Source organism: Pseudonocardia sp. UM4_GMWB1 (assembly GCF_017312155.1).
GTDB classification, from domain to species: domain Bacteria; phylum Actinomycetota; class Actinomycetes; order Mycobacteriales; family Pseudonocardiaceae; genus Pseudonocardia; species Pseudonocardia alni.
The window spans coordinates 937606-963718 of record NZ_QJPN01000001.1; the positions used below are offsets into that span (position 1 = coordinate 937606).

Annotated in this window: 25 protein-coding genes; 15 read left to right on the forward strand and 10 right to left on the reverse strand. The window is 75.2% G+C overall.

Annotation, left to right across the window (positions count from 1 at the left end; all coding sequences use genetic code 11):
* Positions 1–14 precede the first annotated feature (14 nt).
* From DMP15_RS04655 to DMP15_RS04695, 9 genes are all read left to right on the forward strand, one after another.
* Positions 15–935 (forward strand): transporter substrate-binding domain-containing protein, encoded by a 921-nt coding sequence (locus tag DMP15_RS04655; RefSeq protein WP_073576723.1) that lies wholly within the window; start codon positions 15–17, stop codon positions 933–935.
* Positions 932–1825, forward strand: a complete 894-nt coding sequence (locus DMP15_RS04660) for an amino acid ABC transporter permease (RefSeq protein ID WP_073576722.1) — start codon at positions 932–934, stop codon at positions 1823–1825. The genes DMP15_RS04655 and DMP15_RS04660 overlap by 4 nt, the downstream gene beginning before the upstream one ends.
* Complete coding sequence (locus DMP15_RS04665; protein ID WP_100878889.1) at positions 1822–2598, forward strand: amino acid ABC transporter ATP-binding protein; 777 nt, start codon at positions 1822–1824, stop codon at positions 2596–2598. Before DMP15_RS04660 ends, DMP15_RS04665 begins: the two co-directional genes overlap by 4 nt.
* Positions 2595–3740 (forward strand): CapA family protein, encoded by a 1146-nt coding sequence (locus tag DMP15_RS04670; RefSeq protein WP_073576720.1) that lies wholly within the window; start codon positions 2595–2597, stop codon positions 3738–3740. The genes DMP15_RS04665 and DMP15_RS04670 overlap by 4 nt, the downstream gene beginning before the upstream one ends.
* Complete coding sequence (locus tag DMP15_RS04675) at positions 3737–4987, forward strand: CaiB/BaiF CoA transferase family protein (protein WP_073576719.1); 1251 nt, start codon at positions 3737–3739, stop codon at positions 4985–4987. The genes DMP15_RS04670 and DMP15_RS04675 overlap by 4 nt, the downstream gene beginning before the upstream one ends.
* 13 nt (positions 4988–5000) lie before the next feature.
* Complete coding sequence (locus tag DMP15_RS04680; protein ID WP_073576718.1) at positions 5001–6110, forward strand: 2-hydroxyacyl-CoA dehydratase family protein; 1110 nt, start codon at positions 5001–5003, stop codon at positions 6108–6110.
* Complete coding sequence (locus DMP15_RS04685; RefSeq protein WP_073576717.1) at positions 6107–7378, forward strand: 2-hydroxyacyl-CoA dehydratase family protein; 1272 nt, start codon at positions 6107–6109, stop codon at positions 7376–7378. The genes DMP15_RS04680 and DMP15_RS04685 overlap by 4 nt, the downstream gene beginning before the upstream one ends.
* Positions 7371–8909: an MFS transporter gene (locus DMP15_RS04690; protein WP_073576716.1), complete on the forward strand. Its 1539-nt coding sequence runs from the start codon at positions 7371–7373 to the stop codon at positions 8907–8909. Before DMP15_RS04685 ends, DMP15_RS04690 begins: the two co-directional genes overlap by 8 nt.
* A gap of 63 nt (positions 8910–8972) precedes the next feature.
* Entirely contained in the window at positions 8973–10748 is a 1776-nt protein-coding gene (locus DMP15_RS04695) for a CocE/NonD family hydrolase (protein ID WP_100878888.1), read from the forward strand.
* Between the two features lie 89 nt (positions 10749–10837).
* Here the strand turns inward: DMP15_RS04695 and DMP15_RS04700 are convergent, their stop codons facing one another.
* The 6 genes from DMP15_RS04700 to DMP15_RS04725 form a co-directional block, all read right to left on the reverse strand.
* Positions 10838–11149 (reverse strand): hypothetical protein, encoded by a 312-nt coding sequence (locus tag DMP15_RS04700; RefSeq protein ID WP_073576714.1) that lies wholly within the window; start codon positions 11147–11149, stop codon positions 10838–10840.
* 59 nt (positions 11150–11208) lie between these two features.
* Positions 11209–11814: an NAD(P)H-dependent oxidoreductase gene (locus DMP15_RS04705; protein ID WP_073576713.1), complete on the reverse strand. Its 606-nt coding sequence runs from the start codon at positions 11812–11814 to the stop codon at positions 11209–11211.
* A 127-nt stretch (positions 11815–11941) separates the two neighbouring features.
* Positions 11942–12145 carry a CsbD family protein gene (locus tag DMP15_RS04710; protein ID WP_073576712.1) on the reverse strand — a complete coding sequence of 68 codons (204 nt, stop codon included), beginning with the start codon at positions 12143–12145 and terminating at the stop codon, positions 11942–11944.
* Positions 12146–12220: 75 nt separating this feature from the next.
* On the reverse strand, positions 12221–13018 hold the full coding sequence (locus tag DMP15_RS04715) for an aldo/keto reductase (protein WP_073576918.1): 798 nt from the start codon (positions 13016–13018) through the stop codon (positions 12221–12223).
* Positions 13019–13163: 145 nt separating this feature from the next.
* Positions 13164–13604 carry a CBS domain-containing protein gene (locus DMP15_RS04720; RefSeq protein ID WP_073576711.1) on the reverse strand — a complete coding sequence of 147 codons (441 nt, stop codon included), beginning with the start codon at positions 13602–13604 and terminating at the stop codon, positions 13164–13166.
* 35 nt (positions 13605–13639) lie between these two features.
* A complete protein-coding gene (locus DMP15_RS04725; RefSeq protein WP_083658817.1) occupies positions 13640–14254 on the reverse strand; it encodes a carboxymuconolactone decarboxylase family protein in 615 nt (204 codons plus the stop codon).
* Positions 14255–14445: 191 nt separating this feature from the next.
* On the opposite strand from DMP15_RS04725, the gene DMP15_RS04730 reads away from it, so the two are divergent.
* Positions 14446–15492, forward strand: coding sequence for a Glu/Leu/Phe/Val dehydrogenase dimerization domain-containing protein (locus DMP15_RS04730; protein ID WP_073576710.1), 1047 nt, complete (start codon positions 14446–14448; stop codon positions 15490–15492).
* Complete coding sequence (gene hppD, locus DMP15_RS04735; RefSeq protein ID WP_100878887.1) at positions 15492–16688, forward strand: 4-hydroxyphenylpyruvate dioxygenase; 1197 nt, start codon at positions 15492–15494, stop codon at positions 16686–16688. Before DMP15_RS04730 ends, hppD begins: the two co-directional genes overlap by 1 nt.
* A 21-nt stretch (positions 16689–16709) precedes the next feature.
* Here the strand turns inward: hppD and DMP15_RS04740 are convergent, their stop codons facing one another.
* On the reverse strand, positions 16710–18107 hold the full coding sequence (locus DMP15_RS04740; protein ID WP_100878886.1) for an amidase: 1398 nt from the start codon (positions 18105–18107) through the stop codon (positions 16710–16712).
* Between the two features lie 100 nt (positions 18108–18207).
* Between DMP15_RS04740 and DMP15_RS04745 the strand changes: the two genes are divergently transcribed.
* From DMP15_RS04745 to DMP15_RS04760, 4 genes are all read left to right on the forward strand, one after another.
* A complete protein-coding gene (locus DMP15_RS04745) occupies positions 18208–19848 on the forward strand; it encodes a sigma-54-dependent Fis family transcriptional regulator (protein ID WP_157818362.1) in 1641 nt (546 codons plus the stop codon).
* A gap of 113 nt (positions 19849–19961) precedes the next feature.
* Positions 19962–21074 carry an NDMA-dependent alcohol dehydrogenase gene (locus tag DMP15_RS04750; protein WP_073576706.1) on the forward strand — a complete coding sequence of 371 codons (1113 nt, stop codon included), beginning with the start codon at positions 19962–19964 and terminating at the stop codon, positions 21072–21074.
* Positions 21074–22006 carry an AAA family ATPase gene (locus DMP15_RS04755; protein ID WP_337825491.1) on the forward strand — a complete coding sequence of 311 codons (933 nt, stop codon included), beginning with the start codon at positions 21074–21076 and terminating at the stop codon, positions 22004–22006. Before DMP15_RS04750 ends, DMP15_RS04755 begins: the two co-directional genes overlap by 1 nt.
* An 83-nt stretch (positions 22007–22089) precedes the next feature.
* On the forward strand, positions 22090–22956 hold the full coding sequence (locus DMP15_RS04760) for a vWA domain-containing protein (protein WP_304580160.1): 867 nt from the start codon (positions 22090–22092) through the stop codon (positions 22954–22956).
* Between the two features lie 476 nt (positions 22957–23432).
* On the opposite strand, the gene DMP15_RS04770 is transcribed toward DMP15_RS04760, so the two are convergent.
* The 3 genes from DMP15_RS04770 to DMP15_RS04780 form a co-directional block, all read right to left on the reverse strand.
* Complete coding sequence (locus DMP15_RS04770; protein ID WP_073576704.1) at positions 23433–24056, reverse strand: DedA family protein; 624 nt, start codon at positions 24054–24056, stop codon at positions 23433–23435.
* A gap of 344 nt (positions 24057–24400) precedes the next feature.
* Positions 24401–24550, reverse strand: a complete 150-nt coding sequence (locus DMP15_RS04775) for a hypothetical protein (RefSeq protein WP_337825492.1) — start codon at positions 24548–24550, stop codon at positions 24401–24403.
* Between the two features lie 23 nt (positions 24551–24573).
* Entirely contained in the window at positions 24574–25995 is a 1422-nt protein-coding gene (locus tag DMP15_RS04780) for a helix-turn-helix domain-containing protein (protein WP_301549026.1), read from the reverse strand.
* Between the last annotated feature and the right edge of the window lie 118 nt (positions 25996–26113).

Sequence of the window (26113 nt, forward strand, 5' to 3'; positions counted from 1 at the left end):
GGGAGTACCTCGCCATGCGCCACACCCGCCCACGCCGTCCCCGTGTCCTGGGCCTCGGCGTCCTGTCCGCCTCGGTGCTGCTGCTCGCCGGCTGTGGGATCGGGGGCTCGGGGGACCCCGCGGAGACCCCGCTGCCACCCGGCGCGAACGCCGAGCTGCACGCCGCACTGCCCGACGCGGTCAAGGAGGCGGGTGTCATCCGGTTCGCCGGCGACTCGCATCCGCCGTACCGCACGGTCGCCGGTGACGGCAGCATCACCGGTATCGACCGGGACTTCCAGGACGCCCTGGCCCGGGTGCTCGGCGTTCGTACCGAGACCGTGGTCGTCGACAGCCTCCCGGCCGCGCTGCAGGGGATGCTGGCGGGCCGCTACGACGCCTTCAACGGACCCGTGAAGGTCACCGCCGAGCGCGAGCGGCAGTTCGACACGGTCACCTGGATGACCACCAGGACCTCCTACGTGGTTCCCGCCGACTCGACCCTGGACGTGCAGGCCGCCGACGACCTGTGCGGCCGGCGGGTCGCCGTGACGACCGCGAGCGTCGTGGAGGAGCAGCTGCGGCTGCTCTCCGGGTACTGCACCCGTACCGGCAGGCCGGAGGTCACCTCGATCGGGCTGGCCGACACCAACGCCACCCTGCTCGCCGCCCGGTCCGGCCGGGCGGACGCCGCCGGGATGACCCAGGCGGCCGCGATCGACGTGACCGCACAACAGCAGGGCGTCTACACCTACGTCACGCAGACCGAGGAGCAGGGCGCCACCGTCGACAAGCTCGCGCTCTACGTCCCGAAGTCCGAGGAGCTCGGGCCGGTGATGCAGCGGGCGTTCGAGGAGCTGTTCCGGGACGGCACCTACGCCGGGATCATGTCCCGCTGGGGCCTCGACGACGTGACCGTCCCGGCGCCGGAGCTGAACGCGGGGACCACGCCGTGACCGTCACCGCGCCGCCGTCGACCAGCGGCCCCGGAACGCACGACGTCGCGACCGCCCGTCCCCGGTCCCGCCCGTGGCGCTGGGTCGCCTCGCTGCTGCTGGCGCTGGTCGTCGTCCGCATCGTCGTCTTCCTGGTCGGCAACGAGCGGTTCCAGTGGGACGTCGTCGCCGCGAACCTGTTCGCTCCCGCGGTGCTCCGGGGCCTGGTCACGACCTTGTTGCTGGCGGTCGCCGCGATGGTGATCGGGTCGTTGCTGGGCGGCCTGCTCGCCGCCGCGCAGCTGTCGGACCTGGGGCCGGTCCGCTGGGCCGCCACCGTCTACGTCGGCGTGTTCCGGGGCATCCCGCCGCTGGTCCAGCTGATCTTCTGGTTCAACCTGGCCTACCTGGTGCCGCGGATCTCGATCGGCCTGCCGTTCGGCCCGACCCTGGTGTCCTGGGACGCCAACGACGTCATCACCCCGCTGACCGCGGCGGTCATCGGGCTCTCGCTCGTCCAGTCCGCCTACATGGCCGAGATCGTGCGCGCCGGGATCCTCGGCGTCGACCACGGGCAGCGCGAGGCCGCGGCCGCGATGGGCTTCACCCCGGCCCAGACGTTCTTCCGGATCGTCCTGCCGCAGGCGATGCGGGTCATCATCCCGCCGTCGGGGAGCCAGTTCATCACGGTCGTGAAGGGCACCGCGCTGGTGTCGGTGATCGCGATGAACGACCTGCTCAACGCGGTGCAGATCATCTACAACCAGACCTACGAGATCGTCCCCAACCTGCTCGTGGCCTGCATCTGGTACCTGGCCGTCGTCACGCTGCTCACGGTGGCGCAGCGACGGCTGGAGCGCCGGTTCGCCCGCGGGCACGTCCGGACGGCCGCGGCCGGAGGTGCCTCGTGAGCCCCGTCCTGCACCTGCACCGTGTGACCAAGCGGTTCGGGTCGCACGCCGCGCTCGACGGCGTCGACCTCGACGTGGCCGAGGGGGAGGTCGTCGTCGTGATCGGACCCTCGGGGTCGGGCAAGTCGACGCTGGTCCGCTGCGTCCACCAGCTCGAGTCCCTCGACGCCGGCGGGATGTACCTCGACGGCGAACTCCTCGGCTACGCCGAGCAGCGCGGGGGGCTGCGCCCGCTCAGCCCGAAGGGCGTCGCCGCCCAGCGCCGCCGGATCGGCATGGTGTTCCAGCAGTTCAACCTGTTCCCGCACTTCGACGCGCTGCGCAACGTCACCGAGGCGCCGCGGCGGGTGCACGGCCGGTCTGCCGCCCGGGCCCACGAGGAGGCGGTCGCGCTGCTGGAGCGGGTCGGTCTCGGCGACCGGTTGCACCACTACCCGCGCCAGCTCTCCGGGGGGCAGCAGCAGCGCGTGGCGATCGCCCGTGCGCTGGCGACCCGGCCGCGGATCCTGCTGTTCGACGAGCCCACCTCCGCGCTCGACCCGGAGCTGGTGGAGGAGGTCCTGGGCGTCCTGCGGACGCTGGCCGCCGACGGCCTGACGATGGTCGTGGTCACCCACGAGATGGCCTTCGCCCGCGAGGTCGCGGACCGCGTCGTGTTCATGGAGGCCGGTCGCGTCGTCGAGATCGGGCCGCCCGCGCAGGTCTTCGGGAACCCGTCGAGCGAACGGCTGCGCGCCTTCCTGTCCCGCCACACCCGGGAGGTCCCCGCATGAGCACACCGGTCACCGTCGCCGCGGTCGGGGACCTGATCCTCGACGAGCCCGACCCCGCGTCGTTCCTCGCGCCGGCCGCCGCGCTGCTCCGCGCCGCCGACCTGACTGTCGGCCACGTCGAGGTCCCGCACTCCACGACCACGGCGCAGGTGTCCACCGACGTCCCGGCCCCGCCGGCCGACCCGGCGGCGCTCGGTGCGCTGGCCGACGCCGGGTTCGACGTCGTCACCCTGGCCGGCAACCACGTGTTCGACGCGGGCGAGGTCGGTGTGACCGACACCGTCGCCCACGCACGCCGGGCCGGGCTGCTCACCGCCGGCGCGGGAGCCGACCTCGCCGAGGCCCGCGCGCCCGCCGTCGTCGAGCGCGGCGGCCTGCGGATCGGGGTGCTGTCCTACAACTGTGTGGGTCCGCGCGAGTCCTGGGCGACCTCCCGCAAGGCGGGCTGCGCCCCGGTGCGGGTGCTCACCCACTACGAGCTCGACCACGCCAGCCCGGGCGGGCCGCCGCGCGTCTACACCTTCGCCGACCCCGACTCGCTGGCGGAGATGACCGACGACGTCGCCCGGCTGCGTGCCGAGGTCGACGTCGTGCTGGTCGCGCTGCACAAGGGCGTCGGCCACACCCCGGCGGCGGTCGCGATGTACGAGTCGCCCGTCGCCAGGGCTGCCGTCGACGCCGGTGCCGACGCCGTGTTCGGCCACCACGCGCACATCCTGCGCGGCATCGAGGTCTGGCGCGGGAAGCCCATCTTCCACGGACTCGGCAACTTCGTGACCGTCACCCACGCGCTGACCCCGGCGTCCGGCGGGGACAGCGCCGAGCGGGACGAGTGGGCCCGGCGCCGCACGGAGCTGTACGGCTTCGCCCCCGACCCGGACATGCCCTTCTACCCCTTCCACCCCGAGAGCCGCGACACCGTCGTCGCGACCTGCCGGTTCGACCGCGGCGGGCTCGTCGAGGCGGGGATCGTCCCCTGCCGGATCGACGACGCCGGTCGTCCCGTCCCGCAGGGACCGGACTCCCCCGTCGTGGACTACGTCCGCGACATCACCACCCGTGCCCGGCTGAATGCCCGCCTGGTCCGCCGGGGCGACGACTGGCTCGTCGCCGGGGCGGGCTCGTCCGAGGAGACAGCGTGACCGAGAACGCGACCGCCCAGCCGCTCGCCGGCCGCACCGTCATCGATCTGACCACCGCACTCGCCGGCCCCTACGCCACCCTGCTGCTCGCCGGGCTGGGCGCGACCGTGATCAAGGTGGAGAACCCCGCCACCGGCGGCGACACCTCCCGCAACAACGCCCCCTACCTCGGCCGGGACGGCCTGGCGCTGTCCCGCCTGCACGACGACGACATGTCGGTGTCCATGCTGCTGCGCGGCCGCGGCAAGCTCAGCGTGACGCTGAACCTGAAGGACCCGCGGTCCAAGACGGTGTTCACCGACCTCGTCCGGCACGCCGACGTGCTGGTCGAGAACTACTCCCCGGGGGTCACCTCGCGGCTGGGGATCGACTACGCCGCGGTCCGCGAGATCAACCCGGCTCTGGTGTACACCTCGATCAGCGGGTTCGGCGCCCAGGGCGGTCCGGGGTCGGGCAAGGCGATGGACGCGATCATCCAGGCCCTGTCCGGGGTGATGATGACCGCGGGCGAGCCCGGCGGTGACCCGGTGCGGTTCGGGCTCCCGGTCGGGGACCTGCTCGCCCCGCTGTACGCCGTGGTCGGGACGGTGTCGGCGCTGCTGCAGACCGAGCGCACCGGACAGGGCCAGCACGTCGACGTGTCCATGCTGGGCGCCCTCACCTCGCTCGTGGCCTGCGAACCCTTCGACGCCTACGACGCCGTCGGGCTGGAGCAGCGCACCGGTGCGATGGTCCCGCGGCTCGCCCCGTTCGGCATCCTCCCCGCCGCGGACGGCCACGTCGCGCTCTGCGCGCCCACCGACGCCTTCGCCCGCGGCGTGCTGCGCGCGATGGGGCGCGCGGACCTCGTCGACGACGAGCGCTACCGCACGCGGGACCGCCGGGTGGAGCGCGCCGACGAGCTGCACGCGCTGATCGCCGCCTGGTGCCGGGACCTGCCCCGGGCCGAGGTGATCGCGCGGCTCACCGCCCAGGGCGTGCCCGCGGCGGAGGTGCGCGACCCCCTGGAGGCCGTCCGGGACCCGCTCGTGCGCGAGCGCCGGGAGGTCGTCCCACTCACCCACCCGCGGCACGGCGCGGTGGCCGACCTGTCCGCCACCGGGATGCCCATCGTGTTCTCCGGCTCCGACGTCGGGCTCGACGGCCCCGCGCCGGAACTCGGCCAGCACAACGACCGCGTGTACCGCGAGCTCCTCGGCTACGACGCCGACGACGTCGCCGCACTCACCGCCGACGCCGTCATCTGACCCGGAGGTTCCCATGTCCGCAGCCCTCGCTGCGTTGCCGGCCCCTGCCCGCCCGGAGGCGGGCGACACCCGCCCGGTCGCCGGCCACGTCGGTGCCGACGTGCCGGTCGAGCTGCTCACCGCCGCCGGCTACCGCCCGCTGCGGCTGTCCGGTTCGCCGGAGGAGGACGCCTCGGCCGGACGACGCCTGCTCGGCGGCGGACTCGACCCGGTCGCCCACTCGGTGCTGACCCGGCTGCTCGACGGGGCGTACGGCCCGCTCGACGTGCTCGTCGTCTCGCGGGACTGCGAGGCCTCGCTGCGGCTGTTCTACGTGCTCCGCGAACTGCGCCGGGTCGAGCCGTCGGTCGCGCTGCCCCCGGTGCACCTGGTCGACGTCCTGCACCTGCCGCACCGCACGACGACCCGCTACGTCCTGGCCAAGGTCCGCGGTCTGCGGACCTGGCTGGGCGAGCGCTCCGGGCGCCCCGTCGGTGACGACGCGCTCGCCGCCGCCGTCGTGGCGCACGACCGGGTACGCGGCCTGCTGCGCGCCGTGGGGGACCTGCGCTCCGCCCGCCGGCTCACGGGCACCGAGTTCCTCCGGGTCGTCGACGCGGCCTGCGCCCTGCCCCCCGGCCGCGCCGCGGAGCTGCTGACGACGCTGGTCGAGGAGCTGCCCACGCGCGACCCGCGCCCCGGGCACCCCGTCCACCTCACCGGGTCCTCCCACGACGGGACCTCGGTCTATGCGGCGCTGGAGTCCGCCGGGCTGGTCGTCGTCGGCGAGGACCACGACCGCGGCGACCTGCTCGTCTCCCGTGACGTCGGCGCTCCCGGCCACCCGGCCGGCCTGGAGCTCGCGCTCGCCGAGCGGTACCAGGCCAACGGGCCGTCGGCGGCACGGTCCTCGATCGCGGAACGGGCCACGCACACCGCCGCCCGGCTCCACGCCCGGGGTGCGGCCGGCCTGCTCGGCTACGTCCGCGAGCACGACGACGCGCCGCCCTGGGACTGGCCCGCGCAACGCGCCGCCGCCGGCGTCCCGGCGGCGCTGCTGGAACGCCAGCCCTACGGCCGGATCGACCCGGAGGACCTCGACCGGGCCCTCGCCGACCTGCGCCGACCGGCGGACGCGGCGTGAGCGCCCCGGCCCGGGCGGACCGGCTTCCCAGCGCGGCCGAGGCGACGGCGTACCAGCGCCGGTGGTTCGCGGAGCTGCAGCGCGACCACCTCCCCGGGGCCCCGATGGCCCTGGTCAACGCGGACGCCCCGCAGGAGGTGTTCCGTGCGATGGGGATCCCGTACGTGGTCAACCAGTGGTGGGCGTCGATCGTGTCCGCCAAGCGGCGCACCCAGGAGCACCTGGCCCGCCTGCGCGAGCGCGGCTATCCGGACTACACCGAGCAGTACAGCTCCACCGCGCTCGGCAGCGCCTTCGACCCGGACCCGGCGAGCGCGCCCTGGGGCGGGCTCCCGATGCCCTCGATCGTGCTCGCCGAGACCACCGGCGACGCATCGCGGAAGATCTTCGACGTCTGGGGCTCCCGGCCCGGCGTCACGTTCTTCCCGTTGGAGAGCGCGGCCGCCGACACCGTCCCGGAGCGCTGGTGGGAGCTGATGCCGCACCGCTGGGAGGAGGCGGTCGGGACCGACCGCCTGGACCTCATGGTCGGTGAGCTGGAGGGACTGATCCGGTTCCTGGAGCAGACCACCGGGCGGCGGTTCTCCGAGCGGCGCTTCGCCGAGGTTCTGGCGCTCACCAACGAGCAGGAGGAGTGGAACCGGCGCACCCGGGACCTGATCGCCGCGGCGCGGCCCTGCCCGGTCGCGGTCACCGACTCCATCCCGGCCGTGATGGTGCCCCAGTGGCACCGGGGCACGGTGTGGGCGCGGGACGCGGCCCGCCGCCTGCACGACGAGGTCGCGGACCGGATCGCCGCCGGGTCGGCCGTCGCCGACCACGAGCGCGCACGGCTCATGTGGGTCGGCCGCGGCCTCTGGTTCGACCTGGACCTGTTCCGCCGGATCCAGGAGCGGTACGGCGCGGTCTTCGTGTGGTCGATGTACCTGGCCATCGCCGCCGACGGCTACCTCCGCTACGGCGACGACCCGCTGCGCACCCTCGCTGCCCGGTTCGCGGCGTTCTCCGACCAGCTCTACACGCCACCCTGGTCGGCCGAGTGGTACGTCAAGGAGGCCCGCGCGCACGGTGTCGACGGGGTCGTCCACCTGGTGTCCGACGACGCCCGGGGCAGCTGGGCGACCACCCGGGCACTGCGCGCGGCCGGGATCCCGGTGCTGGAGTTGCACGCCGACAACGTCGACGACCGCGGCACCGGGCCCGGTCACCTCGACGCGGCGGTCGGCGGGTGGCTGCAGGACGAGGTGCTGCCCCGGACCGATGGCTGAGGCGCCGGCCCCCGCGGCGGCGGGCGTCCGCCGCCCGTCCACCCCCGCGGTGCTCGCCGGCGCCCTGGTCGCGCTGTTCACCGGCTCACTCACGAACACGATCATCGGGATCGCGCTGCCCACGATCGCCGGCGAGCTGGGCGGGCAGGACCGTGCCGCCTGGGTCGCCGCGGCCGCACTGCTCACCATGGCCGCGGCGACGCCGGTGTGGGGCAAGCTCGCGGACCGGCGCGGTCCGCGCCCGGTGCTGCTGGCGGCGATCGCGCTGTTCGTCGTCGCGTCGCTGGCGGCCGGCCTCGCCCCGTCCATGGGGTGGCTGATCGCCGGGCGCGCCGTCCAGGGGGCGGCCTCCGGGGGCATCCTCGCCTGCGCGAACGCACTCGTCGCGGTGCTGGTCCCGGCGCGGGAGCGGGGCCGCTACACCGGCTGGTTCGGGCTGTCGTTCGGCACGGCGTCGGTCGCCGGGCCGCTGCTCGGCGGGCTGCTGGTCGGCCCGGGCGGGCCGGGTTGGCGGTGGTGCTTCCTCGGTGTCGTGCCGGTGACGATCGCCGCCGCGGCCCTCGTCCGCCTCGCGCCGGACCGCCGACCGGCGCGTCGCGAGGCGCCGCTGGACCACCTGGGCGCGGTCCTGCTGGCCGTGACCGCGGGCGGGCTCGTACTGCTCCTGTCGGCCGGCGGGGTGGCCTGGCCGTGGACGTCCCCGGCGACCGCGGTGCTCGGCCTCGCCGTCGTGGCGGCCGGTGCGCTCGCGATGCTGCGCGAGCGCCGCGCCGCCGACCCGATCCTGCCGCCGCGGCTGTTCGGCAGCCGCACGTTCACCCTCGCCTGCGCCGCCAGCCTGCTGGTCGGCACGGTCATGTTCGGCGGCATCATCTACCTGCCCCAGTTCCTGCAGGTCGTCCACGGCCACGACGCCATGACCGCGGGTCTGCTGATGCTGCCCCAGGTCGGGACCATGATCGTCGCCTCGGCCGTGGTCGGGCGGCTCGTCGTCCGCAGCGGCCGGTGGAAACGGTATCCCGCGGCGGGGTGCGCGCTGCTCGTCCTGGGCCTGGCCGTGCTCGCGCCGCTGACCCCGGCGACCCCGGCCTGGCAGGTGGTGACCGGGATGGCGCTGCTCGGCGCCGGGACCGGCCTGACCCAGCAGGTGCTGATGCTGGCCGCACAGGACGCCGTGGGCCCCGGTGACGTGGGGGTCGCCGGGTCCTCGGCCACGTTCGCCCGCACGCTCGGCGGCGCCGTCGGCGTCGCCGCGTTCGGTGCGGTGCTCACCGCCCGGCTGCGCACCGACCTGCCCACCGCGCTCGCGGCCGCGGGCCTGCCCACCGGGGACGACGCGGTCCGCCGGCTGCTCGGTACGCCCGCCGAGGTCGCCGCCCTTCCCGCGCCGCTGGCCGAGGCCGTCCGCGCGTCCTACACCCACGGGCTCCAGCTGGTCGTGCTGGCGACCCTGCCGGTCGCGGTGCTGGCCCTGGCCGCCGTGGCCGGGATCCGCGAGACCCCGCTCGGCGAGGCCGCGCCCGACCCCTGAGCCGCACCGCGTACGCCGCACCCACCACCCGTTGCACCACCGACCGCTGCACGGAGGCCCGTCATGCCCGGACGATCCCGCCGCACCCTGCTCGTGTCCGTACTCGTCGCTCTCGGCCTGGTGGCCGCCGTCGCCCTCGCGGTGCTCGTCGTCCCGCGGCCGGGCGGCAATGCCACGGCGTCCTCGCTCGGCTCCTACCGCCCGGACCCCGGATTCACCGAGCAGGTCAGTGAGTCCTTCCTCCTGCCGATGCGCGACGGGACCCGGCTCGCCGTCCGGCTCGACCGGCCCGCGGTGGACGGCCGCCCGGCGCCGGGACCGTTCCCGGTGCTGTGGCAGCACAGCCTGTCGACCGAGCGCAAGCCGGAGGACGGTGCGGGCCCCGCGACGGGCGGGATCCAGACGATGCCCTCGCTCACCGGGCACGGCTACGTCGTCGCCCAGGTCGCCCGGCGCGGCAACGGCCAGTCCTTCGGGGTGCGCCGCGGCTACAACGACCGGCTGGAGGCCGGCGACGCCTACGAGATCACCGAGTGGCTGGCGGCGCAGCCCTGGTCGGACGGCAACGTCGGGGTCTACGGCTGCTCCAACACCGGCGACGCCGCGATGCACGCCCTGACCGTGCGCCCGCCGCACCTGCGTGCGGTGCTCGCGGGGTGCTTCTCCTGGGGCAAGTACGACGCCTGGCGGGTCGGTGGCATCTCCGCGCAGTGGGGCTTCGGCCCGTCGCGCACCGTCGAGCAGGACCTGGCGAACGCGCCGGTCGACGGGGACGAGGACAAGGTGCTGCTGCGCGAGGCGGCGGTCGAGCACCAGAAGGCCGTACCGCTCGCCGACATGTGGCGCGGCATGCCGTACCGGGACAGCTGGACCGCGGCCACGCAGTCGCGCTTCTGGTCCGAGGGCAGCGTCGGCACCTATGACGACGAGATCCGCTCCACCGGCGTGCCGGTCTACGTCATCGGCGGGTGGCGCGACGAGCTGCGCGGCCAGGGTGTCGCCGCGCTGCTGAACGTGCCCGGCTCGCGGTTGCTGATCGGCCCCTGGAAGCACTGCGAGAACGCCGGGTTCGCGCTGGTCGAACAGGCCCACCGGTTCTTCGACCAGCATCTCAAGGGCATCGACACCGGCATCGCCGACGAGCCGCCGGTGCACTGGGCCACCCCCTCGTCGGACACCGCCGACGCGACCGGCCTGGAGTGGGAGTCCGCGCCGAGCTGGCCGCCCGCCGGGATCACCGCACGGCCCGCCGCCCTCGGCGGGGACGGTGTCCTCGGCTCCGCGGCGCACGGCGTCCGGGGCGTCACGGTCGACACGACCGTCGAGTGCCCCACCGATCCCGGTTCCGGGGCGACCATCCAGCCCTGCCACGTCCCCGGGAGCGGGACGAGCTGGACCGGGCCGGTGCTGGACCGCGACACGGTGTTCACCGGCGCGCCGGTCGCCGACCTCACCGTGCGCACCGACCGGGCCGACGGCGACGTGTTCGCCTACCTGGAGGAGATCGGCCCGGACGGGCGCACGACGGTGATCACCGAGGGCCGGCAGCGGATGTCCCTGCGCGCCGAGCACCCGCCCGCCTACGCGCTGCCCGACGGTGTGCCGTGGCACCGCGCGTACGCCGCCGACGCCGCCCCGGTGGAGCCGGGGGAGGCCGTGCGGCTGCACTTCGCGATGCTGCCGACCTCCTACCGCGTGCCGGCGGGGCACCGGGTCCAGGTCACGGTCACCGGCCACGACCCCCGGGCCACCGGCCCCGTTCCCGGTGCCGACGGTGCGCGGATGGAGGTGCTGTCCGGGCCGGGCACGCCGTCGTCGGTGACCCTGCCACAGCGCTGACGGTGCCCCGGTCATCCGGTGACGCGGGCCGACCCGGGCGGCGGGTCGCGGCCGCGTCACCGGACGGCCGGTAGCGGTGCCCGTGTGTCTCAGGCGCGTTCGACGTGTGCGCGCACCGCCGTGCCGTCGTCGGAGAGCCAGCCCTTGCTCCGGGCGTACCCGAGCATCCCGGCCAGGTCGTCCTCCCAGCCCGGGCCGACCCGACCGGCGGCGAGCCTGCGGACGGCGTCCACCCGGACCAGGACGTGCTCGCCGTCGTCGGAGAGCTCGCCGAGCCCGGTGCGGCGCACGGTGTCGGCGAGCTCCCCCTCGGTCGCTCCCTCGGTGACGACGACGTGGAACGCGCGCACGTCGCCCGGATCGACGAGCTCGACCCCGCCGGGGGTGATCCGGAAGTACATCCGACGAGGCTAACCCGTGCGGGCGTGCGATGGCCGGGTCCGTGCCGCCGCGACCGCGGTCAGCCCGCGAGCTTCCCGGCGACGGTGACCACGCGGGTGGCGAGGTGGTCGAGAGCCGCGTTGTCGGCGTCGCCGAGCGGGGCGTCGTTGTCCGCCCCGGTCACGTGCGAGGCGCCGTAGGGGTTGCCGTCGACGAACTTGGTCGGGTCGGTGTACCCGGGCGCGACGACGATCCCGCCGAAGTGGTGGATCGTGTTGTACAGCGCGAGCAGCGTGGACTCCTGGCCGCCGTGCAGGGTCTGGCTGGCGGTGAACCCGGCGTAGACCTTGTCGGCGAGCAGGCCCTGGCCCCACTGCGGGCCGAGCGAGTCGATGAAGGTCTTGAGCTGGCCCGCGATGTTGCCGTAGCGGGTGGGCGAGCCGAACAGGACGGCGTCGGCCCACACGATGTCGTCGGCGGTCGCGGCGGTGACCTCGGGGGCGGCCTCGGCGTGCGCGGCCTGCGCGTCGGTGGCCTCGCGCTCACCGGTGGTCGCCTCGCGGGCGACGCGGCGCAGGCGCACCTCGGCGCCCGCCTTCTCGCCGGCCTGCGCGGCCCGGTGGGCCATCGCGTCGACGGTGCCGGTGGCGGAGTAGTAGACGACGGCGAGCTTGACGGTGCTCATGGTTCCTCCGGTACATGTGAGGGGAGGAGCCCGGTACGGCACTGGACCCGGCTCGGTACCTCCGTCGCGTTCCCGGTGGGGGCGACCGGCATGCGTCCCGGTCACCCCCGTCACGCCGTCGGCGGACTCAGTCCTTCGAACCGCCGAACGCGTCCTTCACGTTGCCCGCGGCGTCCTTCAGCTTCTCGCCGGCGTCCTTCAGCGACGCCTTCGACTGCTCGGCCTTGCCCTCGGCCTGGAGCTCCCGGTCGCCGGTGGCCGCGCCGGCCTTCTCCTTGGCGACGCCCACGGCGTTCTCGGCCTTGTTCTTGACCTTGTCGGTGAACGACATCGACTGCCTCCTCGATGGACTGGTCGTTCGAGGATGTTCGCCCCGCCGTCCTCACGCGGACGTGACACACGTCACTCAGGACGCGATGCGGTCCACCCGGTCGGGCACCGGGCCGATCCGGCCCCGTCCGTCGGTCCGGTGCAGCGCGGCGACGGCGTCGAGGTCGGCCCCGTCGAGGGTGAACCCGGCGAGATCGCGGTTGGCGGCGATGCGCCCCGCGTCGTCGGACTTCGGAACGGCGACGGTGCCCTGCTGCAGGTGCCAGCGCAGGACCACCTGGGCGGGGGTGACGCCGTGCCGGTCGGCGATCCGGGCCAGGACCGGCTCGCCGAGGACCGCGCCGCGGCCCAGCGGGCTCCAGGCGCCGGTGACGATGCCCAGCGCGGCGTGCACCGCGCGCAGCTCCGGCTGCTGGTGGTGCGGGTGCAGCTCGACCTGGTTGAGCGCCGGGAGCCGACCGCCGAGCGAGCGGAGCCTGCGCAGGTGCGACGGTCGGAAGTTCGACACCCCGACCGCGCGGGTGCGGCCCTCGGCCAGCAGCTGCTCCATCGCCTCCCAGGTCGACAGGCAGTGCCCGAGGTCGTCGTTGGGCCAGTGCACGAGCAGCAGGTCGACGTGGTCGAGCCCCAGCCGGTCCAGGCTGCGCCGTGCCGCGCCCAGCGCGTCGGGGCGGTCGCCGTCGACGTTCCAGACCTTGGTGGTCACGAACAGCTCGGAGCGGGGCAGGCCGGAACCGGCCAGCGCGGCGCCGACGCCGGTCTCGTTCTCGTAGACGGCGGCGGTGTCGATGCTGCGGTAGCCCTGCGCGAGCGCCTCGGCGACGGCGGCGTGGGCGTCGCGGGACTCGGACACACCGAACCCGAGACGGGGCATGGCGACGCCCCCGTCCAGGAGCACGGTGTCGTCGGTGTGGGTCACCGGGAGGGTCCTCTCGACTGCGGATGGCGACGGCGGCGTCGGAGGTGGTCACCCCGTCCAGCGTCCGGCCCGGCGCCGGTGTTCCCCGCGGTGGGCCGCCTCACGGCCCGTCCGGGGCCGCCGCGCGCTCGTCGATCCGGGCCTGGATGCCCGCGTCGGAGCAGAACCCGCGACCGTGCCGCTTGAGGCAGAGCAGCCCGAGCAGCCGGCCGGCGTCGTCGACGACGGCGACCCGCCGCCGCCCGGCGTCGGCCATCGCCGCCCAGGTCGACGCCAGGTCGTCGCCGGCGTGGGCCACCCGCCCGCCGAGCGTCCCGAGGGGCGCGGCGGGCTCGTCCGGTCCGGCCCCGGTCAGGTCGGCCCGGTCGACCACCGCGAGCAGCCGTCCCGCGTCGAGGACCAGCAGCGAGTGCACCTTGGGTCGCTCGAATGCCGCCCACGCCTGCGCGACGGTCGTCGCCGGTCCACAGGTCTTGGGGAAGGTGTGCATGGCCGCGGCCACGCGCACCCCGTCCGGTGCGGTGCTCGGTGCGGTGCTCATCGCGTCCCTCCCCTCTCCGCGCGGGTTACCCGGCCTCACTCCGGCCGGAACACGGCGAGTGCCGTGGCCAGCATCGAGTAGTACCCGGTCAGCCACACCAGCGCCGCGAGGGTGTCCCGTCCCAGCACCCGCAGCGCGGTGGCGAAGGCGTCGTCGCCCAGGTCGTGCCGGGTGAGCAGGGCCCGCACGGTGGTCAGCGCGACCCGCTCGGCCTCGTCGAGGCCGTCGGGGACGCCGCCGTCGAGCAGGGCCTGCAGCTGCGCCCCGGACAGTCCGGTGTCGCGGGCGAGGCCCTCGTGCGCGGACCACTCGAAGGCCGACCCGTGGTGCACGGCGACGGCGAGAACGGCCAGCTCGCGCAGCCGGGGCGGGAGGTCGTCGTCGGTGCGCAGGGCCGCGCCGACCTGCTGCACGGCGTCGCCGATGCGCGGGGAGAACAGCATCGTCGTGAACGGGCCGAGTAGGCGGCCGGCGCCGTCGACCAGCGGGACCCGGGCCTGCGCTCCGCGCGGGCCGGTCGCGATGCGGGCGTGCAGCGCGGCGCGCTCGGGGTCCAGCCCGGCCGGGTCCGACGGCGCGGTCCGCGGGTGGACCGGCGGTCGCGGCCTGCCGCGCAGGTCGGCGGGCGTCGTGGCGTCGCTGGTCGTCACCGGTCCAGGTTACGGACGCCGGCGGCGGGCCCCGGGAGTGACGCCGATCTCCTGGACGATCCGTCCAGGTGGACCGGCACCGCGACCGGGTGACCTGCCGCCGCTGTGCAGCTCGTGATGGGCCGGTTGCGCAGATACCGGGATCGACGGTGTCCTCCCTGCACACCAGCGAGAGGCGATGGAGGCGCGGGATGGCTCTGCCCGAGTGGGACGGCGAACTGACCTCGGTCCGGTACGACCGGGGGACGGGCGCGTGGTTCGTGATCGGGGTGCACTCGACCCGTCTCGGCCCGGCGTCGGGCGGGACCCGCGCGATGGTCTACCCCTCGCCCGGCGACGCCGTCGCCGACGCCCGCCGCCTCGCCGGGGCGATGACGCTGAAGATGGCCGTCGCCGGCCTGCCGATGGGCGGCGGCAAGTCGGTGATCGCGCTCCCGGCGCCGCGCGCCGAGCTCGGCGAGGCGACCTGGCGCCGCATCCTCGAGATCCACGCGGCCAACCTGGAGCTGCTCGGCGGGAACTACACCACCGGCCCGGACGTCGGGACCTGCTCGGCCGACATGGACGTGCTGGCCGGCCTGACCCCGCACGTGTTCGGCCGGTCGGTCGCGGCGGGCGGGCCCGGCTCGTCCGGACCGATGACCGCCCTCGGGGTGTTCGCCGCGATCCGCGCGGGAGTCGCGGAGGCCGGGTTCGACGGCATCGACGGGCTGCGGGTGCTGGTCCAGGGGCTCGGCGCCGTCGGCGCCGACGTCGCCCGGCTCGCCGCCGACGCCGGGGCCAAGCTGATCGTCACCGACGTCGACCCGGCCCGCTGCGCCGCGGTCGCCGACGAGCTGGGCGCCGAGGTGGTCGGCACCGGCGCGGTGACCACCCGCGAGTGCGACGTGCTGGTGCCGTGCGCCACCGGCGGTCTGATCACCGCCGAGGTCGCCGAGACCCTCCCCACCGCGGTCGTCGCAGGCGCGGCGAACAACCTGCTCGCCGACCCGTACGCGGCCGAGGTCCTGCGCCGGCGCGGCATCGTCCACGCCCCGGACTTCGTCGCCAACGCCGGCGGCGCCATCCACCTGGTCGGCCGCGAGGTCCTCGGCTGGAGCGCCGACGCCGTCGCCGACCGGACCCGCGCGATCGGCGACACCCTGACCGGCGTCTTCGCCGACGCCCGCACGCACGGCACCACCACGGTCACCGCGGCGCAGGAGCTGGCCGCCCGCACACTGACGGGAGAGCACTGATGGACATCCTCACCGACTCCGAGAAGCTCGCCGACCTCGACGCCGCCGCCCTGCGACGCCTGGTCGGCCTCGTCGAGCACGACGACTCCGCCGACCCGTTCCCGGTCACCGGCTGGGACGCCGTGGTGTGGGCGGTCGGCAACGCCACCCAGGCCGCGCAGCTCTACCAGGTCGTCTACGGCATGGAGCTCGTCGCGTACTCCGGGCCGGAGACCGGCAACCGCGACCACCACTCCTACGTGCTGCGCTCGGGCGCGGTCCGGTTCGAGCTGCGTGGCGCCGTCGACCCGGACAGCCCGGTCGCCGACCACCACCGCCGGCACGGCGACGGCATCGTCGACATCGCCCTCGAGGTCCCCGACGTCGACCGCTGCCTCGCCCACGCCCGCGCCCAGGGGGCCACCGTGCTGGTCGAGCCGCACGACACGGCCGACGAGCACGGCACCGTGCGCTCCGCCGCGATCGCCACCTACGGCGACACCCGGCACACCCTCGTCGACCGGTCCCGCTACACCGGCCCGTACCTGCCCGGCCACGTCGCCCGCAGCTCCTCGGTGGACCGGCCCGCGGACGCGCCGCGCCGGCTGTTCCAGGCGCTCGACCACGTCGTCGGGAACGTCGAGTACGGGCGCATGGACTCCTGGGTGGACTTCTACCACCGGATCATGGGCTTCACGAACATGGCCGAGTTCATCGGCGACGACATCGCCACCGACTACTCGGCGCTGATGAGCAAGGTCGTCGCGTCGGGCAACCACCGGGTGAAGTTCCCGCTCAACGAGCCCAGCCCCGGTCGTCGGAAATCCCAGATCGACGAGTACCTGGACTTCCACCGCGGCCCCGGCGCCCAGCACCTCGCGCTGGCGACGAACGACATCCTCACCACCGTCGACGTGCTGCGCGCCCGGGGTGTCGAGTTCCTCGACACCCCGGACGCCTACTACTCCGACCCGGAGCTGCGGGCCCGGATCGGGTCGGTGCGGGTGCCGATCGCCGAGCTGGCGTCCCGCGGGATCCTCGTCGACCGGGACGAGGACGGCTATCTGCTGCAGATCTTCACCAAGCCGGTCGGGGACCGGCCCACGGTGTTCTTCGAGCTCATCGAGCGGCACGGCTCGCTCGGCTTCGGCAAGGGCAACTTCAAGGCGCTGTTCGAGGCGATCGAGCGGGAGCAGGAGCGGCGCGGCAACGTCTGAGCGGTGCGTGTCCGGGCCGGGTCAGTCCCGGATCCGCCGCCAGGGGCGGTCGGCCTCGATCGCGTACGCCAGCTCCAGCAGCGTCCGTTCGTCGCCGACCGTGCCCTCCAGGTGCACCCCCACCGGCAGCCCGCCGGCCGTCGCCCCGGCGGGCAGCGCGATGGCGGGCGCCCCGGCGACGTTGGCCAGCGGGGTGAACGCCACGTAGTCGAGCAGCCGGGCGGTGAGCTGCTCGATCGGCACCGTCGGCGCGAGCCACCCGATCTCCGGCGGGGTGTGCGCGAGCACCGGGGAGAGCAGCACGTCGTGCCGGGTGAACAGCTCGGCGTGGGTGGCCGCGACCCTGCGCAGGCGGTGCAGGAACACCGGGGTGCGGGCCAGCGCGCGACGGTAGTGGTCGGCCAGGCCGTGGGTCAGGCCGTCGAGACGGTGCGGGGCGAAGGTGCGCCCGTGCAGCAGCCGGCCACCGGTGACCACGGAGAACGCGAGCAGCCCCCAGTAGTCGAGGAAGTCGTCGACGAACCGGGTCCCCACCCCGGTGACGGCGTCGGACACCTCGTGTCCCTGCTTGGCGAGCAGCTCGGCGACGGCGGTGACGGTCTCGCGGGTGTCGGCGTCGACGGCGGCGCCGGTGGGGGACTCCAGCAGCAGCCCGACCCGCAGGCGTCGCCGGGCGGGGCCCTCGACCAGGCCCAGCGGTGGCAGCGCCGGGTTGCGGCGCCCGCGGTCGGCGGCGCCGAGGAACACCGCGGTGTCGCGGACCGAGCGGGACACCACGCCGTCGGCGACGAGGTCGATCGGCATCCGGGCGCCGGTCGCGTTCGGCGCGAGCCGCCCGCGCGACGGCTTGAGCCCGACCAGCCCGCAGGCCGCGGCCGGGATGCGGATCGAGCCGCCGCCGTCGTTGGCGTGGGCCAGCGGCACCACGCCGGCGGCCACGAGCGCGGCCGCCCCGCCCGACGACGCCCCGGCCGAGAAGCGCGGGTCCCACGGGTTGCGGGTCGGCTCGGCGTCGGCGAACTCGGTGGAGGCGTTCAGCCCGTACTCCGGCATCCGGGTCGTGCCCAGCAGGTCCAGCCCGCACGCGAGCAGCTGCCGGGTCACCTCGGCGTGCTCGCGCGACGGGGCGGGGACGAACGCCCGGGTGCCGTGGCCCGCGGGCCAGCCCCGGACCTCGACGTTGTCCTTGACCAGCGTCGGCACCCCGGCCAGCGGACCGTCGGCGTCCCCGGTGACGGGGTCGGCGGTGCGGTCCAGGGCGAGGCCGTGCAGGTGCGGCTCGACCCGGGCGGCGCGCGCGGCGACGGCGGCGCGCAGCTCGGGGGGCGCGACCTCACGGCGGCGCAGCCGCTCGGCGAGGGCGACGGCGTCGTCGTCGCCCAGGGCGTCGTCGGTGAACGCGTGCACGCGTCGGTCCATGTCGGACGATCCTGCACCCCGCCCGCCCGCGCACGACCGGGGACCCGGCCGGGCGCGGGTAGTGTCGCCTCCGTCACCACGGTCACGGAAGGTGTGCGCCATGGGTTCCGACGGAGCCGTCGGCCGATCCGCCCCGGGGGGCGTGCGCGAGCACATCGCCTCGTCCTGGCGGCGTGCGCGGCTGGCGGGCATCGACCCGGACGGCGCCGACCGGCCGGAGGTCACGGAGGTCGATCGGGTCGGCCGGCTCGCCGTCGCCGCGGAGCCGGTGCTGCGGGCGCTGGCGGCCGAGCTCGCCGGTGAGCCGTTCTCGGTGCAGCTCGCCGACCGCGACTGCCGGATCCTCGACATCTGGTGCGACGACCGCACCCTCGCCTCGGCCTTCGACGACATCGGCCTGGTGGTCGGGGCGGCCGCCGACGAGCAGGTGCTGGGGACCAACGGGATCGGCACGGCCGCCGAGACCGGCCGCGGCATCGCGGTCCACGGCGAGGAGCACTTCCTGGCCGGGCTCAAGGGCGTCAGCTGCTTCGGCCACCCGATCCGGCACCCGCTGCGAGGCCGCACCGAGGGCGTCCTCGACATCACCGTCGCCGGCGGGCGTGCGCACCCGCTGTTCGCACCGCTGCTGTCGCGGGCCGCCCGGGACATCGAGGAGCGGATCGTCGAGACCGCCCGCGACGGCGACCGCAGGCTGTTCCTCGCCTTCCAGGAGGCCACCCGTCGGCGCTCGTCGCCGATCGCGGTCCTCGGCTCGGACGTGGTGCTGACCAACCGCAGCGCCGTCACCGTGCTGGGCGAGGGCGGGATGGACCTGCTCGCGACGCTGCGGACCGAGGTCGTCGAGAACGGCCCGCTGACCCGGGTGCTGGAGGCGCCCGACGGCGCCGGGATCCGGGTACGGGCCGAGACCGTCGCGGACACCGCGGACGGGGTGCTGTTCCACCTCGTCCCGGTCCGTGCGGCGCCGCGCGAGCCGGTCCGCCGCACCGCGCGTCCGGTTCCCACCGGGCGCTCGGTGCTGGTCGCGGGTGAGCCCGGGACGGGGCGCAGCACCGAGGCGGCCCGGCTGCTCGGCACCGCCGACCCGGTCGTGCTGGCGGCCACCGACGCCCTCACCGGACCGTCCCGGCACTGGGCGGCCCGGCTGTCCGCGCTGGTCGGGAAGGGGGCGCCCGCGGTCGTCGTCGACGACGTGGACGTCCTGCCCGACGAGCTCTGCACCGTGCTCCGCCCGCTGCTCGACGCCGGCCCGACCCGTCTCGTGCTCACCTGCGGCCCGGTCGAGGAGCTGTCCGTCCCGGCGGCGCGGCTGGTCGCCCGGTGCGCGAGCCGCGTCGAGCTCGCGCCGCTGCGCGAACGCCGCGACGAGCTGCCCGGGCTGGTCGCCGACATCGCCGCACGGGTCCGGCCGGGCCGGGAGCTGATCCTGACCCGGTCCGCGGTCGCGGCGCTGTCCGCGTACGCCTGGCCGGGCAACCTGACCGAGCTGACCCGGGTCGTGACCGAGCTGGCGCACCTGCCCGGGACCCGCCGGATCGACGTCGACGATCTGCCGGAGCACCTGCGGCCCGGTCCGCGGACCACCCGGCTCGGCGGCCGGGAGCGCGCCGAACGGGTCGCGATCCAGCACGCCCTGACGGTCGCGGGCGGCAACAAGCGCGAGGCCGCACGGGCGCTCGGGATCAGCCGCACCACCCTGTACCGCCGGATGCGCGCGCTCGACGTGGCGGAGACGTAGCCCGCCCGGTATGAGCCAGTGCGCACGTGTCCACATGTGGAACACGCCACACCCCCGGGGGTGGGACAGGATCCGGGTCGACACCGACGTCACCAGCGCAGAGGAGCGTGCCCGTGAAGACCACGGCAGCAGTCGTCTACGAGGCCGGCAAGCCGATCGAGATCGAGGAGCTCGAGCTCGACGGGCCGCAGCAGGGTGAGGTCCTCATCCGCTACACCCACGCCGGGCTGTGCCACTCCGACGTCCACATCGCGCACGGCGACCTCGAGGCACGCCTGCCGATGGTCCTCGGGCACGAGGGCGCCGGGATCATCGAGGACGTCGGCCCGGGTGTCACCCGGGTGAAGCCGGGCGACCACGTCGTCTGCTCGTTCATCCCCAACTGCGGGGTCTGCCGCTGGTGCGCGACCGGGCAGCAGGCCATCTGCGACATGGGCGCGACCATCCTCGAGGGCTACCTGCCGGGCGAGCGCTTCCCCTTCACCGGACCGAAGGGCCAGTACGGCGCGATGTGCATGCTGGGCACGTTCTCCCAGTACTCCACGATCCACCAGAACTCGGTGGTGAAGGTCGACGACGACCTCCCGCTGGACAAGGCCGTGCTCGTCGGCTGCGGCGTGCCCACCGGGTGGGGCTCCGCGGTCAACGCGGCGAAGGTCGAGCCGGGCGACACGGTGATCGTCGCCGGCGTCGGCGGCATCGGTATCAACGCCGTCCAGGGCGCCCGCTATGCCGGCGCGAAGAACCTCATCGCCGTCGACCCGCTGGCCAACAAGCGCGAGAAGGCGATGGAGCTCGGCGCCACGCACGCCGTCGCCACCGCCGCCGAGGCCGGTGACCTGGCCCGCGCGATGACCAACGGCAACGGTGCGGACAAGACGATCGTCACCGCGGGCATCGTGACCGAGGAGATCGTCACCGGCGCGTTCGAGAACACCGGCAAGGGCGGCACCGTCGTGCTGACCGGCCTGAACAAGCTCTCGACGACCAATGTCCAGCTGCCGGGCTCGATCCTGACCCTGTTCAAGAAGACGGTGAAGGGCTCGCTGTTCGGCGACTGCAACCCGACCGTCGACATCCCGAAGATCCTCGGCCTCTACCAGAGCGGGGACCTGAAGCTCGACGAGATCATCACGCGGACCTACACCCTCGACCAGGTCAACGAGGGCTACGACGACCTGCTCAACGGCAAGAACGTCCGCGGCGTCCTCGTGCACGAGCACTGATGGGGTCTGTCACGAACCCCGCGGGATCGGCTGCGGCCGGTCCCGCGGGGACCCCCGTCGTCGGCCGCGGCCGGGAGGTCGAGCTCCTCGTCGCGGCGCTGGAGGCCGGCGCCCACGTCGTCCTGGAGGGCCCGCCGGGCACCGGGAAGACGACGCTGCTGCGGTCGGTGGCCGAGGAGGCCGAGCTCCCGTTCGTGTTCGTCGAGGGCAACGCCGAGCTCACCCCGGCCCGGCTGGTCGGGCACTTCGACCCGGCCCAGGTCCTGGAGCGGGGCTACAACCCCGAGACCTTCGTCGACGGCCCGCTGGCCGAGGCGCTGCGCTCCGGGGCGCTGCTCTACGTCGAGGAGATCAACCGGATCCCGGAGGAGACCCTCAACGTCCTCATCACCGTGATGAGCGAGGGCGAGCTGCACGTGCCCCGGCTGGGCCGGATCACCGCGCACGGGGGATTCCGGCTGGTCGCCGCGATGAATCCGTTCGACGCCGTCGGCACCGCCCGGATCTCCTCCGCCGTCTACGACCGGGTCTGCCGGATCGCGATGGGCTACCAGACCGCCGGGGACGAGACCGCGGTCGTCGCGCTGCGCGGCCCCGAGGTCGACGAGCAGTGGCGCGCCAAGGTCGTCTCCCTGGTCCGGCGCACCCGCGAGCACCCGGACGTGCACGTCGGCTCCTCGGTCCGCGGCGCGATCGACATCGTCCGCATCACCACCGCGCTGGCGGCCCGCCGCGGCCGGAAGACCACCGACTGGCGCGCCGGGCTGGACGCGGCGCTGGTCGCGTTGTCCGGCCGCATCCGGCTCGCCGAGTCCGGCTCCCGCAGCGCCGAGGACATCGTCCGCGAGCTGTACACGGCCGAGTTCGGCCGGGAACCCGCCGACGATGCCGACGGGGCCCCGGACGGCGGTGATGCGTCGGGGGGAGCCTGAGCCCGCCACCGGCGGGCGGTCCCCGGCCCGCGGACGGCTCCTCCCGTCCGTCCCGGCCGCGTGCGCGCCCGGAGGACCGTACGGTGGCCCGCAGCTCCCTGGCGGGCCACCCGGGGTTCACCGAGATCTCGCCCGAGGTCGGGGTGCTCGACCCCGACGCGTTCGACGCCGCGCTGGCCGAGCGTCCCGACGAGACGCTGACGCTGCTCGTCGACATGGGCAAGGCCACCGACGAGAAGCTGCGGGCGGCGGCCCGCAGGCTCGCCGGCCGGGTCGTGCTGGAGATCGGCCGCTCCGGCCGGGTCACCCGGCGCGGGATCGGCAGGCTGCGCGCGGTCCCGGCCGACCGCGGCGGTGACCTGGACCTGGACGCCTCGCTGGGCGCGGTCGCCGAGGCCCGCGCGGCGCGGCGACCGGTCGGGCTCGACGAGCTGACCGCGCGCACCTGGGCGCGGCCCGCGCTCGCGTTGTGCCTGGTGGTGGACGCGTCCGGGTCGATGGGCGGGGACCGGCTCGCCGCGGCGGCGCTGACCGCCGCGGCCTGCGCGTTCCGGGCGCCCGGTGACCACGCGGTGCTGTCGTTCGCGGCCGAGACCCGGGTCCTGCGCGACATCGGGTCCACCCGTCCGCCGTCGGCGGTCGTCGACCGGGTGCTGGGCTTGCGCGGGCACGGGGTGACCGCGCTGTCCGGTGCGTTGCGGGCGGCCACCGCGCAGCTGGAACGGACGCGGGCGGAGCGGCGGATCGTCGTGCTGCTCTCGGACTGCCGGGCCACCGACGACCACGACCCGGTCCCGGCGGCGCGGCGGGTCCCGGAGCTGCTGATCCTGGCCCCGGAGTCCGACCACGAGCAGGCGGCCGAGCTGGCCGCGCGCAGCAACGCGCGGTGGGCGCCGGTCGCCGGCCCGTCGGACGCACCGGGGGTGCTGCGGTCCCTCCTGGGTGGCTGAGTTCCGCCCGGGACCCAGCCACCCAGGACGTTCACGGCCCGGGGGACGACGAGCGCGATCGTCACCAGCGACACCAGCGCCTGGACGAGCATCAGCATCGTCGTCCACCGGCTCAGCGGCATCACGTCGGTGGGGCTGAACGCGGTGGCGTTGGTGGAAGACGGGTACAGGTAGTCGGCGAAGCGGGGCTCCCGGTCGGCGTCGTGCGGGAGGCCCTCGAGCAGCCCGGCCGTCATCGCGGACCCGGACCGGCTGATCCCCGGGGCGGGCGCGGCGATCCGGGCCGCGCCGACCGTCACCACGTCACGCGCCCGCGGCGATCGCCTCGGCCCAGGTCGACGTGCTCACCGCGTGGTCCTCTCCCGTGGTCCGGCCGCCCGGGCCGGACGGTGCTCGCCGCGGGTGCCCCGGCGGGTGCCGACACGCCCGAGGTGCCCCGGGACGTCGGGGACTTCGGCGCGAGGGGATCGACGCGGTCAGGACCGGGCGTCGGCGCGACGTCGCGAGCCGGTGGCCCGCACGATCGCGGTCCGCCCGAGGACCAGGGTCAGCCCGACGGCGATCCCGCCGACGACGAGCAGCCAGGGCCGCGACTCCAGGTCGGTGGCGAGCCGGTCCCCGGCCGCATAGCCGATCCCGACGAGCACCGCGGCGCGCACCGCGCTGGTCGGGATGATCCAGGCCAGGAAGCGGCGGTAGCCGACCTTGGACAGCCCGGCGGCCAGGTAGGCCGGGATCGCGCCGATGTCGACGAGCTTGGCGCCGATGACGATCCGCGGCAGGTGCGTGTGGACCTCGCGGGTCAGCACCTCGCGGCGCTCCTCGGTCAGGCCCAGCCGGTTCAGCACGCGGGCGACGGCCGGCCGGTCGCCGTTGCGGCCCAGCGCGTAGAGCGCGGTGTCCCCGACGACGTCGGCGACCAGCGCGGCCAGCCACACCCCCCACCAGGGGAGCTGCCCGGCCCCGGCGAGCGCGGCGGCGGCGACGGTGACGATCGGACCCTCGAGGAACGCCCCGACCCCGATCACGAGGAGCGACCGGACGGGCGCAGCAGGGATCGCGGCCAGCAGTGCGGCCACGGTGTCCGCGAGTCCGAACACGATCGCCTCCCATCAGGTCCTACACCGAATGGTGCCCTGTGTGCCGCACGAGGCGGCGGGCGGCCCGCCGTCGTCGCACGACGCGGGGTCCTCGTCACCGGGCGTGACGGCGTCGTCCGGTGGCGGTGTCGAGTCCCGTGGCCGGGCCGGCCGCCGGGTCTCCCGGGGCGTCGTTGCCCGGCACATCGATCGTCCCACCGTCGACGGGGATCGGCAGGGCCGGAGGACCCGCCACGGCCGTGAGCACGGCCACCGGTAGTACCGGTCCGGTGAGCGCGTCCCCCGTCCGGGTGGTGCAGGTCGGGGGCGGACGGCGGGTGGGCATCCGTTCATCGGGCCGGAGGTCAGGTACCTCCGGGGCCCGACGGATCCGGTGTGGTGTCGGTGAGACAGCTGCCGGGACCCGGGAGGAGCCGTTGCGCGCCGACGGAGAAGCGGGCCGGGGACTCCCGGATCGCGCGGTCGTCGTCGGCGACCAGGACCGTCTGCGGCACGGCACCGATGATGCCGCAGCCGCTCAGCGCGGGGTGGTGATCCCGTAGCGCTGCACCCGCCGGTACGCCGTCGCCCGGCTGATCCCGAGCGTCTCGGCGGCCCGGGTGACGCTCATGCCGTGCTCGGTGAGACAGCGGACCAGCTCGTCGCGTTCCAGCGACTCGATGCGGGTCAGCGATCCGGATCGGGTGGCGAGCAGCTCCGGGGGCAGGTGCCGGACGTCGACGAGGCTGCTGCGGGCCGAGGCGTCGCGCACGGTGCGGCGCAGCTGCTCGACGTTGCCCGGCCAGGAGTAGGTGCGCAGGGCGCGGGCGGCGGCGTCGGTGAAGGCCACCCCGTCGCGGGCGAAGTGCGCGGCCAGCACCGGTACGTCCTCGGGACGGTGCCGCAGCGCCGGCACCTCCACGACCACGTCGAGCAGCCCCGAGAGTGCGTCCGGAACCCCGTCGACGCCGCCGGCGGTGACGGCCAACGTCGCCCCCGGCAGCGACCGCACCAGCGCGGCCAGCCGGGTCGCGACGGGCGTGGGCAGCTCGTGCACCCGGCCCGCGATCACCGCGGTGTCGTCCTTGCCCAGCTCCGGGGACCACAGCGACAGCCAGGACACCGCGTCCTCGGCGGCCGGCGGACGGGCGTGCAGCACGCGGTGCCGCGGGCGGACGGTGCGCAGGGCCGCGGCGAGCAGCGCGGACTTGCCGGCGCCGGGCTCGCCGACCACCCCGACCCGGGCGCCGTCGCGCAGCGCGTCGCGGACCTCGTCGAGCGCGGCGGCCCAGGCCGGGCCGAGCGCCGCGGTCCCGCCGACGGGCTGCGGGGCGACCCGGAAGACCTCGCCGCGCGGCGCGCGCCGGGGGCTCGCGCCGCGCCCGTGCGCCAGCATCAGCGCGGACGTCTGCCCGGCCGCGGTGCGCGCCAGCGCGAGCAGCAGCCCGTCGGAGCGCTGCGACCAGGTGGTGAGGTTGATGCTGCCGAGCAGCGATCCGTCGACCGGGTCGAGGACGGGCGCGGCGGCGCAGGTGTAGCCCCACAGCCCGGTGCAGTAGTGCTCGTCGCCGCGGACCAGCGAGGGGACCCGGTCGGCCAGGGCCAGCCCGAGCCCGGTGGTCCCGGCCTCCCGCTCGCCGAAGGCGAACCCGGGGGCGAGGTAGGTGCGGTCCAGCGCGTCGGTCAGGCCGCGCTCGTCGCAGAGCCGGGAGACGACGATGCCGTCGGCGTCGGTCAGCATCAGCGAGATCGGCTCGCCCGGCAGGCCCTCGTGCAGCCCGGCGAGCACCTCGCCGCCGCACCGGGCGAACAGCGAGCCGTCGTCGACGGCGCCGGTGAACGCCGGGTCGACCGCCTCGGTGGGGGCGCCGTAGGTCTCGCTGCGCGCCCAGGACGCCGAGATCCGGGCCGGAGCCAGTGACTGCCCCATCGCGCGTACCTCCTCGTACCTGCTGCTCACGACCGTGTCATATCCGCGACGCCGTCGCGACGCCGTCTCGTCTCAGGTTGAGACGGTGATCACGACCGCCGGGGCGCCGCCGTTCCTACCTTCGGCCCTCGACGCGGGATCCCCACCG

What these genes read in the sequence shown, in the direction of transcription:
- DMP15_RS04655 (WP_073576723.1), top strand. Translation starts at nt 15, where the DNA reads ATGCGCCACACCCGCCCACGCCGTCCCCGTGTCCTGGGCCTCGGCGTC.
- DMP15_RS04710 (WP_073576712.1), bottom strand. Translation starts at nt 12,145, where the DNA reads ATGTCGTTCACCGACAAGGTCAAGAACAAGGCCGAGAACGCCGTGGGC.
- DMP15_RS04715 (WP_073576918.1), bottom strand. Translation starts at nt 13,018, where the DNA reads ATGCCCCGTCTCGGGTTCGGTGTGTCCGAGTCCCGCGACGCCCACGCC.
- DMP15_RS04720 (WP_073576711.1), bottom strand. Translation starts at nt 13,604, where the DNA reads ATGAGCACCGCACCGAGCACCGCACCGGACGGGGTGCGCGTGGCCGCG.
- DMP15_RS04705 (WP_073576713.1), bottom strand. Translation starts at nt 11,814, where the DNA reads ATGAGCACCGTCAAGCTCGCCGTCGTCTACTACTCCGCCACCGGCACC.
- DMP15_RS04730 (WP_073576710.1), top strand. Translation starts at nt 14,446, where the DNA reads ATGGCTCTGCCCGAGTGGGACGGCGAACTGACCTCGGTCCGGTACGAC.
- DMP15_RS04680 (WP_073576718.1), top strand. Translation starts at nt 5,001, where the DNA reads ATGTCCGCAGCCCTCGCTGCGTTGCCGGCCCCTGCCCGCCCGGAGGCG.
- DMP15_RS04700 (WP_073576714.1), bottom strand. Translation starts at nt 11,149, where the DNA reads ATGTACTTCCGGATCACCCCCGGCGGGGTCGAGCTCGTCGATCCGGGC.
- DMP15_RS04740 (WP_100878886.1), bottom strand. Translation starts at nt 18,107, where the DNA reads ATGGACCGACGCGTGCACGCGTTCACCGACGACGCCCTGGGCGACGAC.
- DMP15_RS04670 (WP_073576720.1), top strand. Translation starts at nt 2,595, where the DNA reads ATGAGCACACCGGTCACCGTCGCCGCGGTCGGGGACCTGATCCTCGAC.
- DMP15_RS04745 (WP_157818362.1), top strand. Translation starts at nt 18,208, where the DNA reads ATGGGTTCCGACGGAGCCGTCGGCCGATCCGCCCCGGGGGGCGTGCGC.
- hppD (WP_100878887.1), top strand. Translation starts at nt 15,492, where the DNA reads ATGGACATCCTCACCGACTCCGAGAAGCTCGCCGACCTCGACGCCGCC.
- DMP15_RS04690 (WP_073576716.1), top strand. Translation starts at nt 7,371, where the DNA reads ATGGCTGAGGCGCCGGCCCCCGCGGCGGCGGGCGTCCGCCGCCCGTCC.
- DMP15_RS04695 (WP_100878888.1), top strand. Translation starts at nt 8,973, where the DNA reads ATGCCCGGACGATCCCGCCGCACCCTGCTCGTGTCCGTACTCGTCGCT.
- DMP15_RS04755 (WP_337825491.1), top strand. Translation starts at nt 21,074, where the DNA reads ATGGGGTCTGTCACGAACCCCGCGGGATCGGCTGCGGCCGGTCCCGCG.